Source organism: Bacillus haynesii (assembly GCF_014042035.1).
In the GTDB taxonomy this organism is placed as follows: Bacteria; Bacillota; Bacilli; order Bacillales; family Bacillaceae; genus Bacillus; species Bacillus haynesii.
Genome location: NZ_CP059494.1, coordinates 2295348 through 2310750, shown reverse-complemented (window position 1 = coordinate 2310750; position 15403 = coordinate 2295348). Strand labels below are relative to the sequence as shown.

The 15403-nt window shown below is 42.0% G+C and carries 14 protein-coding genes; 12 read left to right on the top strand and 2 right to left on the bottom strand.

From position 1 onward, the window contains the following. Window positions 1–24 precede the first annotated feature (24 nt). From ligA to nagB, 11 genes are all read left to right on the top strand, one after another. Complete coding sequence (gene ligA, locus H2R00_RS11455) at window positions 25–2028, top strand: NAD-dependent DNA ligase LigA (protein WP_182069108.1); 2004 nt, start codon at window positions 25–27, stop codon at window positions 2026–2028. Between the two features lie 15 nt (window positions 2029–2043). Beyond that, window positions 2044–3234: a CamS family sex pheromone protein gene (locus H2R00_RS11450; RefSeq protein WP_182069106.1), complete on the top strand. Its 1191-nt coding sequence runs from the start codon at window positions 2044–2046 to the stop codon at window positions 3232–3234. Between the two features lie 190 nt (window positions 3235–3424). After that, window positions 3425–4351: a GntR family transcriptional regulator YhfZ gene (gene yhfZ, locus H2R00_RS11445; RefSeq protein ID WP_182069104.1), complete on the top strand. Its 927-nt coding sequence runs from the start codon at window positions 3425–3427 to the stop codon at window positions 4349–4351. A 99-nt stretch (window positions 4352–4450) separates the two neighbouring features. Then, window positions 4451–4816 carry a PRD domain-containing protein gene (locus H2R00_RS11440; RefSeq protein ID WP_154999036.1) on the top strand — a complete coding sequence of 122 codons (366 nt, stop codon included), beginning with the start codon at window positions 4451–4453 and terminating at the stop codon, window positions 4814–4816. Window positions 4817–4828: 12 nt separating this feature from the next. Then, window positions 4829–5188: a DUF2620 domain-containing protein gene (locus H2R00_RS11435; protein ID WP_154999034.1), complete on the top strand. Its 360-nt coding sequence runs from the start codon at window positions 4829–4831 to the stop codon at window positions 5186–5188. A gap of 115 nt (window positions 5189–5303) precedes the next feature. Beyond that, window positions 5304–6635, top strand: a complete 1332-nt coding sequence (locus H2R00_RS11430) for a YhfT family protein (protein ID WP_244958227.1) — start codon at window positions 5304–5306, stop codon at window positions 6633–6635. Window positions 6636–6661: 26 nt separating this feature from the next. Next, window positions 6662–7546, top strand: coding sequence for a phosphotriesterase family protein (locus H2R00_RS11425; RefSeq protein WP_182069102.1), 885 nt, complete (start codon window positions 6662–6664; stop codon window positions 7544–7546). Continuing rightward, the gene (locus H2R00_RS11420) at window positions 7543–8691 is read left to right on the top strand and encodes an aminotransferase class V-fold PLP-dependent enzyme (RefSeq protein ID WP_182069100.1); all 1149 of its coding nucleotides are present in this window, start codon (window positions 7543–7545) and stop codon (window positions 8689–8691) included. The genes H2R00_RS11425 and H2R00_RS11420 overlap by 4 nt, the downstream gene beginning before the upstream one ends. Beyond that, window positions 8684–9910 carry a phosphopentomutase gene (locus H2R00_RS11415; protein ID WP_182069098.1) on the top strand — a complete coding sequence of 409 codons (1227 nt, stop codon included), beginning with the start codon at window positions 8684–8686 and terminating at the stop codon, window positions 9908–9910. The genes H2R00_RS11420 and H2R00_RS11415 overlap by 8 nt, the downstream gene beginning before the upstream one ends. Beyond that, complete coding sequence (locus H2R00_RS11410; RefSeq protein ID WP_182069096.1) at window positions 9910–11061, top strand: YhfX family PLP-dependent enzyme; 1152 nt, start codon at window positions 9910–9912, stop codon at window positions 11059–11061. The genes H2R00_RS11415 and H2R00_RS11410 overlap by 1 nt, the downstream gene beginning before the upstream one ends. Window positions 11062–11203: 142 nt before the next feature. Next, window positions 11204–11932 (top strand): glucosamine-6-phosphate deaminase, encoded by a 729-nt coding sequence (nagB, locus tag H2R00_RS11405; RefSeq protein ID WP_182071063.1) that lies wholly within the window; start codon window positions 11204–11206, stop codon window positions 11930–11932. A gap of 321 nt (window positions 11933–12253) precedes the next feature. On the opposite strand, the gene H2R00_RS11400 is transcribed toward nagB, so the two are convergent. Continuing rightward, window positions 12254–12946 carry an MgtC/SapB family protein gene (locus tag H2R00_RS11400; protein ID WP_003179588.1) on the bottom strand — a complete coding sequence of 231 codons (693 nt, stop codon included), beginning with the start codon at window positions 12944–12946 and terminating at the stop codon, window positions 12254–12256. A 224-nt stretch (window positions 12947–13170) separates the two neighbouring features. Continuing rightward, window positions 13171–14652, bottom strand: a complete 1482-nt coding sequence (putP, locus tag H2R00_RS11395; protein WP_020450465.1) for a sodium/proline symporter PutP — start codon at window positions 14650–14652, stop codon at window positions 13171–13173. Window positions 14653–15092: 440 nt separating this feature from the next. Between putP and gatC the strand changes: the two genes are divergently transcribed. Next, a complete protein-coding gene (gatC, locus tag H2R00_RS11390; RefSeq protein ID WP_003179590.1) occupies window positions 15093–15383 on the top strand; it encodes an Asp-tRNA(Asn)/Glu-tRNA(Gln) amidotransferase subunit GatC in 291 nt (96 codons plus the stop codon). The last annotated feature ends 20 nt before the right edge of the window (window positions 15384–15403 follow it).

Sequence of the window (15403 nt, the reverse complement as noted above, 5' to 3'; positions counted from 1 at the left end):
ACCTGAAATGAAAGGACGAAACCAATGGAAAAAGAAGCAGCTAAACGCCGTGTGGAACAACTGCATGCATTGATTAACAAATACAACTACGAATATCACACCCTTGATGATCCAAGCGTGCCTGATTCCGAATATGACAAGCTGATGAAGGAATTGATTGCTCTTGAAGAAGAGCATCCCGACCTGAAAACGCCCGACTCTCCTTCTCAGCGCGTCGGCGGAGCCGTTTTGGACGCCTTTCAAAAAGTGCAGCATAAAACGCCGATGCTGAGTCTTGGCAACGCGTTTAATGAAGAAGATCTGCGCGACTTTGACCGCCGCGTCCGCCAGGCGGTCGGAGATGTTGAGTACAACGTCGAGTTTAAAATAGACGGTCTTGCTGTTTCACTGCGCTATGAAAACGGCGTATTTGTCAGAGGTGCGACGAGAGGCGACGGAACGACGGGTGAGGATATTACGGAAAATTTGAAGACCATCAGAAACATTCCCCTCAGAATGAAGCGCGACCTTTCAATTGAAGTGCGCGGCGAGGCTTTTATGCCGAAGCGCTCCTTTGAACTGCTGAACAAAGCGCGGCTCGAACGGGATGAAGAGCCGTTTGCCAACCCGCGGAACGCCGCTGCCGGCTCATTAAGGCAGCTCGATCCGAAAATTGCCGCGAAACGAAATCTCGATATCTTCGTCTACAGTATAGCGGAGCTTGATGAGATGGGCGTTGAAACGCAAAGCCAGGGTCTCGATTTCCTCGACGAACTCGGCTTTAAAACCAATCATGAAAGAAAAAAATGCAGCACGATCGAAGAAGTCATTGAGATTGTCGAAGAGCTCAAGACAAAACGCGCCGACCTCCCGTATGAAATTGACGGGATCGTCATTAAAGTCAACTCCCTTGACCAGCAGGAAGAGCTCGGCTTTACGGCGAAAAGCCCGCGCTGGGCGATCGCCTACAAGTTTCCTGCCGAAGAGGTTGTCACGACGCTTTTGGACATTGAATTAAGCGTCGGCCGGACGGGCGCAGTGACCCCGACTGCGATTCTCGAACCTGTAAAAGTGGCGGGAACGACCGTCCAAAGAGCTTCTCTCCACAACGAAGATTTAATTAAAGAAAAGGATATCAGACTGCTGGATAAAGTCGTCGTCAAAAAAGCGGGAGACATCATTCCGGAGGTCGTCAACGTCCTCGTCGAACAGCGGACGGGCGAAGAAAAAGAATTCAACATGCCGAAGGAATGCCCGGAATGCGGAAGCGAGATTGTCAGAATCGAAGGAGAAGTCGCGCTTCGCTGCATCAATCCGGAATGCCCGGCTCAGATCAGGGAAGGCCTGATCCATTTCGTTTCCCGGAACGCGATGAATATAGACGGTCTTGGCGAGCGCGTCATCACCCAGCTGTTCCGCGAAGACCTCGTCCACAATGTCGCGGATCTGTATAAGCTGACGCGCGAGCAGCTGATCAATCTCGAGCGGATGGGGGAAAAATCGACCGACAACTTATTGAAGTCGATTGAAAAATCGAAGGAGAACTCATTGGAACGGCTTCTCTTCGGACTCGGCATCCGCTTCATCGGCGCCAAAGCGGCCAAGACACTGGCAATGCATTTTGAAACGCTCGACAAGCTCAAAAAAGCGACAAAAGAAGAATTGATCGAAGTCGATGAAATCGGCGACAAGATGGCGGACGCCCTCGTCACCTATTTTGAAAAAGAAGAGATTCTGAAGCTGTTGGGCGAGCTCGAAGACCTAGGGGTCAACACCGTGTATAAAGGCCCGAAAAAAGCGGCCGCTGAAGCGAGCGATTCGTATTTTGCGGGGAAAACGATCGTCCTGACCGGGAAGCTAAACGAATTGTCGCGTAACGACGCGAAAGCGGAAATTGAAGCGCTCGGCGGAAAAATCACAGGCAGTGTAAGCAAAAAAACCGATCTCGTCATTGCCGGCGAAGCGGCAGGCAGCAAACTGGCGAAAGCTGAAGAGCTGAACATCGAAGTATGGGATGAGGCAAGACTGATCAGTGAGCTAAAGAAATAAGAGGAGTGTTTTCTATTGAAAAAGATATTATGTTTGGCGGCTGCTGCGGGTATGCTCATGCTCTCAGCTTGTGCGCCGAATTTTGGGGGAGAAGAAGAGCAGGAGATGGTGCAGAAAACGGATAAGTCGAAAGAAAAAGCCATCATTCCGAAATACAACATCTCCGATTCTTATTATAAAATGGTTCTTCCTTTCAAGGCGGGGAAAGCCCGCGGCTTGACGACCGAACGCCTGAATACGCGGCTGGATATCGATGAATTTGAGACAGGCATGATGCGCCTTGCGCAAGATTCATTTTCTACTGACGATTACCTTTTTCAAGAAGGACAATACCTGGATGAAGATACAGTCACGAGCTGGCTCGCCCGCAAAAAAACGGGGGACGACCTGAAAAAAACGGAGAAAGACGATAAAAACTTCAAAAACCTCGGGCTGAACCCGGCCCTTTCCGGAAGCGGATCAACAGAGAAGCAAAACGAAGAAAGCCCAGTTTACCTCGCCCATATGCTTGAGCACGATTACCTCGTCCGCAAAGACAAGGATACGATTGAGCTCGGAGGCGTCGTGATCGGCCTTGCGCTGAACTCTGTCTACTACTACCGCGAAAATGTCGGCGACCCGCAAAAAGAAGTGACCATCAGCGACAAAAAGCTGAGGCAGGAAGGCGAAAAAATCGCCGAGGAAGTGGCGAAACGGATCAGAAACATGGATGATTTGAAAAATATTCCGCTGACGATCATGCTGTACAAGCAGGCGCCTAAGTCATCGATTGTACCTGGAAACTTTATCGCCAAAACCGATGTGAAAGCAGGGACAAGCGAGCTCGGCGGTTGGGATAAAATCAATGAAGAGTACACGTTCTTCCCTTCAACAGAAGGTTCGGAGAAACATCCGGATGACGCGGAGCTCTTCAAACGCTTTAAAAACAAAGTCGATACGTATTTTCCAAACTACACAGGGGTTGTCGGCACGGCTCTCTATAAAGACGGCCAAATGCAGGACATGAAAATTAATATCCCGATGCAGTTTTACGGCAAAAGCGAAGTCATCGCCTTTACCCAATTCTTGACCGGTGAAGTGATGGATTACTACGGCAAAAGTGGACTGAACGTTGAGATCAACATTAATTCGTCAGCCGGACAGGAAGCCGTCATTCTGAAAAAGCCGGGAGACAAGGAACCGACCGTCCATATTTATGATTCATAAAAAAGAAGCAGCCAAAGGGCTGCTTTTTTTATCACGCAGAAAAAGGGACAAGGAGGACTTATCATTCATTTATGATGAGGCAACAAATTTTTGTTTTAGTATTCTGAATAAAATACTATTGCAAATTTAGGATGCAACTCTTATAATTGACTATACAGAATATAGTATATTGTTTTGAGGAAGATGAATTATGTGGGAAAAATTTTACTCTAAAAATGGTTTGGCAGCTAAAAATATTGCTAAAGAATTGTTGAATATCAAAGCAGGAGAAAAAATTCCCCGCATTTCAGACTACTGTCATAAGTTATCCATCGGCAGAGGGACTGTGCAAAGTGCACTGAATTTATTGGTTGATATGAAAGCGATTCATTTGGAGGCTAGAGGCCATTTAGGAACGTTTTTGGTAAGTAAGGATAACAATTTACTACTTGAGATTGCAGGTATTGCACCATTAATCGGCTCAATGCCACTTCCGTATTCCAGGAAATATGAGGGTCTGGCAACAGGGATAGTGGAAGGGTTTGAATCAGCAGGAAAAACAGTTAACTTGATCTACATGCGTGGCGGAGTGAATCGAATCGAAGCAGTCCGAACAAAAAGAAGTGATTTTGCAATTGTTTCTAAGATGACGGCAGATCATATAATAGCAGAATATCCAAATTTGAAAATATTCAAGAAATTCGGGGAAAGTAGTTATGTATCTTCCCATAAAATCTTCTTAGCTCATCCAGATGAGGAAATAGGTAAGGATGCCGTAAGAGTAGGTGTTGATTTGGAATCTCTAGATCAGAAACAATTAACATTATCTGAATTTGGAAATGAAAATACTGAATTTGTTAATGTGAATTATATGCAGCTTTTTGATATGCTTCTTTCAAAACAAATTGATGCAGCAGTTTGGAATGCTGATGACAAAAGAATGATTCAAACGTTTAAAGCAATCGATTTTTTTTCACCGAATGCAAAGAAAATTTCCAAGGATACAACAGAAGCCGTTATTGTTATTGAAGGAGACAGAGAAAAAGAAATAGCAGAAAAATGGAATTTGGTTAATGAGAAACAAATATTAGATACCCAAAAAAGTGTAGAAAAGGGAGAGAAAATACCTCGCTATTAAAATGCCGGCCCATCCGACTTATCATTCAATAAATAAGCGATGGGTTAGCATTTAAAATTTAATTTAAAATACTAAATACAGTATATTGGAGGAACTGGCGTGAATCAAATACAGCTAGAAGAAAAGTTGTCTATTTTACTAACGAGTCGAGTGATGACAAAAAATGCTTTCAATACAACTTTGAACACATTTGTTTTCTTATCAAAAAAGCTGAAAAAGGAGGTGATCGAAGACTCTGAAATGTTTTGGACGCACATGGCGATGGCTTTAACTAGAATTGAAAGGGGAGAAAGCGAAGAAGGGCCTGCAAATGCCATCATCAATGAAGTGTATGAAACACCATATAAAAATGCTATAGAAGAAGTGATAGACTTTATACATTCACTGGCAAGTCTAGAACTTCCAGAAGGTGAGCGCGTTTATTTTTATCTTCATCTTCATAAAGTCATAGAATCTAATAAATAGGAGGGTTTTATTATGGTGAGAATTGTAATAGGCGGACAGTTGAAAAAACAAGCGATTGAAAAACTTGTTAAAAAAATTGGGGGAAGCAATGTAGAAGTTTTGGTCAAAGGTGATTTGGACGCCGTTATGGCTGTGAAAAACAATAAGGCAGATTATTATATTGGCGCTTGTGAAACTGGATCTGGAGGTGCGCTTGCAATGGCAATTGCATTATTAGGTAAAGATAAATGCGTCACCTTGGCTTCTCCCAGTACCATAAAAAACAAGGAAGAGATCGAGAAGGAAGTAGAAAGCGGCAAAATCGCTTTCGGTTTCACAGCTTCATCTTCACAAAATATATTAAACATTTTAATTCCTTATTTATTAAAATAAATGAACTTTATCTTTATATTTTGTTATGCCGGCTTCAGTTGTATAAATTTTTTCTAGTTAGTGAAAGCGCTTTCTAAGATGATTGAAGAAGCATGGATGACATGATGTAAAGAAGATGAGAAAAATCATAGAGGTGAATAATGTAATGGACCTTTCTTTAATTCAATGTCTTGTCATAGCGGCTGTTGGTGCATTAGGTTCCATACTAGTTAATCGCGGGGTAGCTGTGTTTAATGATGGTTTGCGTCCGATTATGCCTGAATACCTTGAGGGTAGAATGACAAGAGGGGAGCTTGCTGCAACAAGCTTTGCATTAAGTTTTGGCTTAATCATAGGGTTTGGTATTCCGCTGTCCATAGGAGCAACAATCATTATTGGGCACAGTATTTTATTGGCGTGTGACATTATCGGCATTTGGACTCCGGAAAACAAAATAGGCATGATAACTGCAGGAGTTATTGGTGCCGTTTATAGTATTGGAATCGTTTTAGGACTGCAATTTGTAGTAGATTTATTTGGCATGTTTCCCGTGAATTTTATAGATTCTTTAAGTCTTATTGGTCAGCCTATTATTATTGCATTTACAGTATTTCCAGCTGTAGCGGTTGGATATCAGCACGGTTTAAAAAAAGCCGCCGTCACTGCAATCGTAACTTTGGCTTCTCTTCTCTTATTCGAGAAGTTTGGAACATTTCAAGCTGCAGGATATAAAATTTCGCTCAGTCCTGAAGGAATGGCATTATTAGCAGGAATGTTAATGATGATTTATTATGCAGCGAGAATTAGAGGCGGAGATGAATCTACTAATGCAAATTTAGTGAATATATTTAATGAGCGTGTAAATCGAATTAAGAAAAACCGCTGGTTATTAGCCCTTATGGGAGGACTTGTTTCTTTAACATCATCCATGTTGATTTTAGCAGTGGATGCAATGCCTCAAGCATTGATTAATAAAGAGCTTTACACAGAGGCGGCAATCGCTACATTTGCACGCGGAATTGGCTTCATCCCTTTAGTTTTTTCAACTGCAATCGTAACGGGGGTTTATGGTTTAGCTGGTACCACACTGGTATTTGCAATCGGTCTTATTTTCAGGGATATACCGATTTTAGCATTTCTGTTGGGCTTTTTAGTCATGTATGTAGAGGTCATATCATTATCCGCAGTATCAAAAAGCATGGACAAACTGCCTGGTGTAAGGGAGATGGGGGAGCATATCCGCACTTCACTGTCAGATGTTCTAGGAATGGCTATATTAATTGGCAGTGCGATGGCAGGGGAAAAAATTGCTCCCGGTATTGGTTTCTTTTGGGTGATTGGATTTTATTTAATAAACCGAATAGCATCAAAACCACTTGTTGAATTGGCTGTTGGCCCTATTGCAGTTATATTATTGGGGATTGTTGCTAATCTTCTCTATGCAGTCGGTTTATGGCAGGTTGGCTAAATCATCGAAAGAGGGGAAGTTTCCGAATGTTGAAAGACGGAATGACCTATATGCATGAACATACAACGATAGACCTTTCCGAAGTAAAAAACAATGAAGATTGTAAGTTGGATGTATTTCCTGAAACCGTTAGAGAATTTCAAAGTTTATACGAAAAGGGCGTACGCAATATTGTTGATGTCACGAATATTGGAATGGGGAGAAATATTACATACGTCCAAAAAGTTGCAGAAGAAACAGGCATTAATATTGTCTTTTCAACTGGTTTCTACCAAGATTCTTTTTACCCGATCCATGTGTTTCGTGAATCGAAAGAAAAGTTGGCAGAAAGAATGATACTGGAGATTGTTGAAGGAATTAGAGGAACAGATGCCAAGGCCGAGGTCATCGGTGAGATTGGAACGAGTTACAATAAATGGACGGAAACCGAACAAAAAGTATTTGAAGCGGTTGTTATGGCACATAAGCAAACCAAAAAACCAATATCAACCCATACTTCCATAGGAACATTAGGACATGAACAAGTAGAATTTTTTAAAAAACATGAAGTTGATTTAAACCGAGTGGTGATAGGGCATGTTGATTTATCAGGAGATGCCGATTATATATTGAAAATGCTGAGAGAAGGTGTGTATGTAGAATTCGATACAGTAGGTAAAGAAAATTATATGCCTGATCGTGTTCGAGCAGAAATATTGAAAAAAATACAGGCTAAAGGGTATATAGACAAGGTTCTGCTGTCTATGGACATCACCAGAAAATCACATTTGGCATATAAAGGCGGGGTGGGCTATTCATATTTGATAGACACGTTTATCCCTCTCTTGCAAACCTATGGAATAACTGGTGAATCAATTGATAAGATGTTGATTAAAAATCCTCGCGCTTTTATGAAAGGGGAGAGTGAATGAGTATGGAAACTTATCCTCTAGATAGCCTATCTATTGAAGAAGCCATGCATAGACAATTTAGGTTGGTTGATGTCATGACAAGACATTTTCGAGGAGAAGAATTGCTTTCACTTGGCGATTTAGGCGTTGTAAAAGGAATCAATAAACCGCGGTTCACAAAAAAAATAGAAGAGACACTAGCTGATTTCTTTGGCACAGAGAAAGCAATGTTAGTTCGTGGTGCAGGAACAGGGGCATTGAGGTTTGGTTTTATGAGCTTTTTAAAGCCAGGTGACGAGATTCTTGTCCATGATGCACCGATATATCCAACAAGTAAAACAACGTTAGAGTCGATGGGGATCTTGCCAATATCCGCGGATTTTCATGATTCTGAACAAATAAAAGACGCCATTCTCAAACACCCCAAATTAAAAGGTGTATTGATTCAGCATACGAGGCAAAAAATAGAGGACCATTATGATTTGGCTGAAACGATAAAAAAAATACGTTCCATTCATTCTGATCTAGTCATTATTACGGATGACAACTATGCTGCGATGAAAGCGGAAAAGATTGGAGCACAAGTCAAAGCCGATTTGTCCACCTTTTCATTGTTCAAGCTGTTAGGTCCGGAAGGTATTGGAGTCATTTTAGGCAGAAGTGATTTAATAGAAAAAATAGAAAAATTAAATTATTCAGGTGGAAGCCAGGTTCAAGGTTATGAAGCTTTAGAAGCTTTAAGGGGTCTGATATATGCTCCGGTTATGCTGGCAATACAAGCAAGTGTCAATGATCAGTTGGTTCACTCGCTTAATAATGGAGCCATTAAGGGTGTTAAAAAGGTTTATTTGGCAAATGCACAATCAAAAGTCTTACTTGTAGAGTTTGTTAAACCAATTGCAGAAAAAGTGCTTCATCATGCTAATGAATTGGGAGCAGCACCCCATCCGATAGGTGCTGAATCAAAATACGAGTTTGCACCAATGTTTTACAGAGTGTCTGGCACTTTTTTATCTGAAGATCCATCACTGGCCAAAAAAATGATCCGCATTAATCCATTAAGAAGCGGTCCTGAGACCATTTTAAGAATTCTAAACATATCCGTTCATCGAGCAACAGAAGAGCTTAGCGTAAATTCTTCAAAAGGCGATGATATAAATGAATAAAAGAGTCATTATCATAATATTAGACAGCTTAGGTGTCGGTTATATGGAAGATGCAAGCGATTATCATCCTTTAGATGTTGGCGCCAATACTTTCTATCACATACTTGATACGGTGCCTTCTTTAAACATTCCGAATCTCGAAAAATTGGGTATTAATAAAATTTTGCACCATCCTAAATTGAAAAATATAGATCATATTGCCAGCCATGGTGTTTTAAACCTGATGCATCAAGGAGCGGACAGTTTTGAAGGTCATAATGAAATCATGGGAACAAAGCCTAAAAAGACATATTTAGCTCCTTTTGTGGAACATCTCAATCATGTTAAACTCGCTTTGGAAGATCAGGGTTATAAAGTTAACATACCGAACTCAGAATTGCCGTATTTATTAGTAAACGATTTAGTAGTCGTAGCCGATAATATCGAAACAGATTACGGGCAAATTTATAATGTAAGCGCTCCGCTGGATTATATTTCGTTTGATGAAGTGTTGAAAATAGGAAGATGCGTCCGTCATCATGTTAAAGTAAATCGTGTGATTGTTCTTGGAGGAGAAAATGTAACACCTGAACACTTGCAGAGGTCAGTTGAAAGAAGAGAAGACGGATTAGTAGGGGTGAATTCGCCTAAATCTAATGTATACAAGCAAGGATATCAAGTTCGTCACTTAGGTTTTGGTATCTCTCCTGAAAATCAGTTGCCGACATTGGCGAAAAATAGGGGAATGGAAGTTTCTCTTATCGGAAAAATGCAGGACATCATTTATTGTGAAGGTGCAAATAGATTTCCGGGTGTAGATACAGAACAAGTCATGAAGGATATTATACAGGAGATGGACCGTGTCAAAAAAGGCGTGATTGCTGCCACAGTACAAGAAACCGATTTAGCCGGACATGCACAGAATCCCGTGCGTTATGCAAATCGGATTGAAATGGTAGATCAATATTTGCCGGAAATTCTCCGGAAAATGACAGATCAGGATCTGCTGATGATTAGTGCAGATCACGGGAATGATCCTACGATCGGCCATAACCAACACACACGGGAAAAAACGTATTTGCTGGCTTATCACAAAAAACTATCGCCCGTTAACATAGGGGAAAGAAAAACGCTAGCCGACATTGCTGCAACTTCTGCTGATTATCTAGGGCTTCGCAATACTGAAAACGGCAGTTCATTCCTTCATTTAATGCAAAAAGGAAAAGAGGAGACAGACTGATGTTTTTGGAATCTACATTAAAATATAACAAAAAATTAATAGAAGCTGCATTGGAACTTCATCAGCAGGGAATCATTTCACCTAACACTTATGTATTAGACTTGGACACCGTCAAGAAAAATGCAAAAGTATTAAGTGAAAAAGCCAGAAAACAGGATATTGAACTGTTTTTTATGACGAAGCAATTTGGCCGTAATCCGTTGGTGGCACAAGCTATAGCCGAAAGCGGAATCGGCAAAGCCGTTGCTGTAGACCCGTGGGAGGCAATCACACTCAGTCAAAATGGAATTAAGATTGGGCATGTCGGACACCTTGTTCAAATACCTATTCACATGATACCGGCTATATTGGATCTAAATCCTGATTATGTTACGGTTTTCAGCCTTGAAAATGCTCGAAACATCAGTAGAGTAGCTATGGAAATGAGAAAAAAACAAAAAGTGCTTTTACGTATCGCAAACAAAGAGGATTATATATACAAAGGTCAAGAGGGGGGGTTCACTTTTGAACAAATCGTTAAGGATATCGAATCGATTGAACAATTAGATGGACTTGAAATTGCAGGTTTAACAAGCTTTCCTTGCATATTGATCCAAGACGGCCTTCCGGCAGTTACTCCGAATGTAACATCCATGCAAACCGTAAAATCGTTTTTAATGGAGAGAGGGTATAGAAGGCTTGAGATGAATATGCCAAGTGCAACTTCTTGTGCAACAATGAAACTATTGAAGGAAAATGGTGCAACTCAAGGCGAACCCGGCCATGCTTTAATTGGAACGACACCCATTCATGCAACGAAAAAACTTGCAGAAAGACCTGCGATGGTATACGTAACTGAAGTATCCCACATATCTAATCATCATGCTTATGTTTTCGGCGGCGGTTTCTATCCACGTTCGCATATGAAAGCAGCGCTCGTTGGAAGAAACAAAGATCATCTTAAAAAGGTTCAAGCTATTGAAATGACACCTGATCATATTGATTATTATGGTTCATTAAATACAGTTGAAGCAAAAGTCGGCGATACGGCAATATTTGCTTTTCGTACACAAGTCTTTGTAACGAATGCACATATAGCCATCTTAAAAAACGTTGCTGAAGATCCTGAACTGATCGGTGTATATGATTCTAAAGGAAATGTAATCAAGTGAATGATCGTTATCGGCGGAATATCAGAGTGCCTGAATAATGGATTGTTTTACTGAGGTGTGGCGAAGATGCTTGGTCTTTTTGCAGTGCAGTTTAATACAGGAGTCAGTCTTGGACATTTTATTTTGTGGGAAGGAGAAAGACGTGAAAATTATTCATGTATCAGGTTATGAAGAAATGAGTGAAAAATCGGCTGATCTAATGGCTGAGCTCATTAACAATTCAAAAAATCCTGTTATTGGTTTTGCAACAGGTTCGACACCGCTTGGTTTATATAAATGCTTGATAAAAAAGTATCGGCAAAAGGAAATTTCATTTAAGAATGTTACTGCTTTTAATTTAGACGAGTACGTTGGACTGCCTAAAGAAAATAAAAACAGCTACCATTATTATATGAATGAAAAATTATTCAAACATCTGGATATTAGTCAAAGGAATATCAATATTCCCAATGGGATGGCAAAAGATTTGGAACAAGAATGCATCAGCTACGACAGACTTGTTTCTGAAAAAGCAATTGACATACAAATATTAGGCATGGGATTGAATGGTCATATCGGTTTTAATGAGCCGGGGACAAGCTTTAAAAGCAGAACCCATATCGTTGAGTTGGATCAATCAACCCGGCAGGCAAATTCCAGGTTCTTTCGTTCCTTGGACGAAGTACCGACAAAGGCATTGACCATGGGAATTGAAACAATAATGGAAAGTAAGCGGATCCTTCTGCTCGTGTCTGGAAATGAAAAATCTGAAGCCTTGGCATGGCTGCTGAACAGCACCCGTGTCTCCCAAGAGTTCCCTGCTTCAATTTTAAGGGAACATAAAGATGTGATGGTGATGGCAGATCACGCAGCCTTAAATAAAATTCAATAAATTGAATGACTGACAAAATGGTTGATTACATTTAAAAATTTACACAAGGCAATTGCTTCAAGATATCTTCTAGCGATCAATCAGGAGAAAACGACTGAATATTGCAAATTCCCACCCTGTTGATAAGGACTTACATATACAGGTTTTGATTATCCTCGTATTGTTTACTAGAACAGTTGAAAAGGAGAGTATGGAGGATAATGAATTAATCCTCTAGGCGAGAGGAAGCCATCATACTAAAGAACCGACCGTTCATATTGATGATTCATAAAAGAAAAAGCAGCCTTTTTTTCGGCTGCTTCTTTTGAATCAGGCTTGCGTTTACAGCGTATCACATTTAACGCCGACGACGCCGTCGATCGCTTTGATATCGTAATAGACATCGGTGACATACCGTTTCTTATGAACCATGATTTTCGTTTCCATGATCGGAAATTCATTATCGCGCATATCATCGATCCGGACGGAATGAATCCGGATTTTTTTCGCTTTCATTTCCTTGAGGATATCCGTCAGTTTATCCTTGTCATTCAGGGACATGCGGACGCGGATTTCTTTTTCCTGCAAGCGGTTCGGGCCGATTTTGCCGACGATCCACGGCAAAAACTCGACGCTGATTAAAATGAAAATGAGACTGACAAATGCTTCTTTATAAAAGCCCGCTCCGATGGCGACGCCAAGGCCGGCTGCTCCCCAGATCATCGCTGAAGTGGTCAGGCCGGAAATGACGTCGTTGCTTTTTCGTAAAATTACGCCCGCTCCGATGAAGCCGATCCCTGATATGATTTGTGCGGGAAGCCGCAAAGGGTCCATCATGATTCTGTTTGACCTTGGAAAATGGTATGCCGCATCAATGCTGATCATTGTCAGAACACAGGAACTGATCGCAATCACGATGCACGTTTTTAAGCCGAGCGGCTTGTTTTTCAGCTCCCTTTCGAGACCGATGACCATTCCGATTAATGTTGCGATTCCAAGCTTCAACAGCGTTTCTGTTTCAATATGCCAATCCATGCCCATGATCTCCTTTCCGACAATATCTTATATGATTGATATGATTTTCTCACAGACGCTATGGATGGACAACTGTTTTTGAAGTGCCGGTGGATGTCCTGGAACCATTCATCTGTAAGAAGCCCTATACTCCTACCATTATATTGCCGGTGAAGCATCAAAAGAATTCCGCCTGAGCAAAAAAGCCGCCGGATATCGCCCGGCGGCTTTCATAGCCTGATCATTTAAGAATGTTCTTCCTCATGCGTCTGTTCCATTTCTTCAAACATATCTCTTGCTTCTTTTGCCGGCTTGTTCGTGATCATGCTGACAGCGTAAACGACAATCAAGCTCAGGAAGAAACCAGGGATCATTTCATAGATTCCCGTCTTCTCCTGCAGACCCGTCAGAATGCAAATCAGCACGGTCACGGCTCCTGTGATCATACCGGCCAATGCGCCCCACTGGTTCATCCGCTTCCAGTACAAGCTGAGAAGGATGGCGGGTCCGAATGCGGAACCAAATCCGGCCCACGCATAGCCAACCAGATCAAGGATCGTGTTGTTCGGTGTCAGAGACAGAAGGATCGCGATGACGGCGACAAGCAGAACGCTTAGACGTCCGACAAGAACGAGTTCCTTATCCGAAGCTTTGCGCCGGAAAAACGTCCGGTAGAAATCTTCCGTCATGGCGCTTGATGTGACAAGCAGCTGGGAAGACACCGTACTCATAATCGCTGCGAGCAAAGCGGAAAGCAAAAATCCGGTAATCAGCGGATGGAATAATACCTTTGAGAACACGATAAAAATCGTTTCCGGATCTTTAAGCGCTGTACCCGTTTCATGGACATACGCCACACCGATCAGTCCGACAAGCAGTGCGCCGATTACGGAGATGATCATCCAACCCATTGCGATGCGGCGCGCAGGCTTCAGCTCTTTTACGGATGAAATCGCCATAAAGCGGACGATAATATGCGGCTGACCGAAATAGCCCAGTCCCCAGGCGAGAAATGAAATAATGCTAATGACGGTCGTTCCTTTGAAGAAATCGAGCAAGCTTGGATTGATTTCTTCGATCACATTGAAAGTCGGCGTAATTCCGCCTAATTGAGTAAAGGCAACGATCGGCACGAGCACTAAAGCGATAAACATAATCAAACCTTGCACAAAGTCAGTGAGACTGACGGCCAAAAACCCTCCGAACAGCGTATAAGCAATCACGACTGCGGCCGTTAAGAAAAGACCCATTTTATAATCGAGGCCGAACGCCGTTTCAAACAGTCTTCCTCCGGACACCATACCCGCCGACGTGTACAGTGTGAAAAACACCATAATGACGATGGCTGATGCCAGGCGCAAGATTCTCGTCGTATCATTAAACCGATTTTCGAAAAAATCCGGAATTGTAATCGCATCGTTTGCTACTTCTGTATATGTGCGCAGCCGGGGAGCGACAACCAAGTAGTTCACATAAGCTCCGATTGTTAAACCGACGGCAAGCCAGGCGCTCGAAAGTCCTGTCACATACATGGCTCCGGGCAGTCCCATCAGCATCCAGCCGCTCATGTCCGACGCGCCGGCCGATAAAGCCGTAACAGCAGGCCCAAGGCCTCTGCCGCCGAGCATGTAGTCATTCAAATTAGATGTTTTTCTGTAGGAATACCAGCCGATTAAAAGCATCGCGGCAAAATAAATCCCTAACGAAATAAATATTTCAACACTCACGTTTCATATCTCTCCTCTTTAAAAATAATGTGGCATCACCTCTTTAAAATTTTCGACAATACTGACTTGCGGTACGAAGAAAATTGCAGGGCCCCCTCTTTAAAAAATCAAGTATTGGAATTAAGGCGCTGCCGATTAGATCGTACTTAGTTACCTAACCTATCAAACTATTCCCCATCAATCAACCGTGAAAAACATCCGATTTTATTGAAAAAGGGCGTGATGGTTTTGATAAGCATCACAATGAAAGCGCTTACAAATATTATATAAAGTAAAAATATTCTGAATATTAGTACGTGCTATTTTACTGAATTTTCATGAGCGATGAAATAAAAGCCGCCAAATGGGGCGAAGATCGCGGTTTTGTTGATTTAGAAGGCTAAAATTTGATATGATCAGTATTATGACTAAGCGAGAATAACCTTGGAGGTGTTTTTAGTATGTCGCGTATTTCTATAGAAGAAGTAAAGCATGTCGCCCATCTTGCCAGACTGGCGATTACGGACGAGGAAGCGGCGATGTTTACCGAACAGCTTGACAGCATTATTTCATTTGCAGAAGAGCTGAACGAAGTCGATACAGAGAATGTTAAACCAACAACGCACGTATTGCAAATGAAGAATATCATGAGGGAAGATGTCCCTGATAAAGGACTTCCGGTTGAAGATGTCGTCAAAAACGCGCCTGATCATAAAGACGGCTACATCCGCGTGCCGTCAATCTTGGACTAAATAAAGGAGGGAGCGAGAAA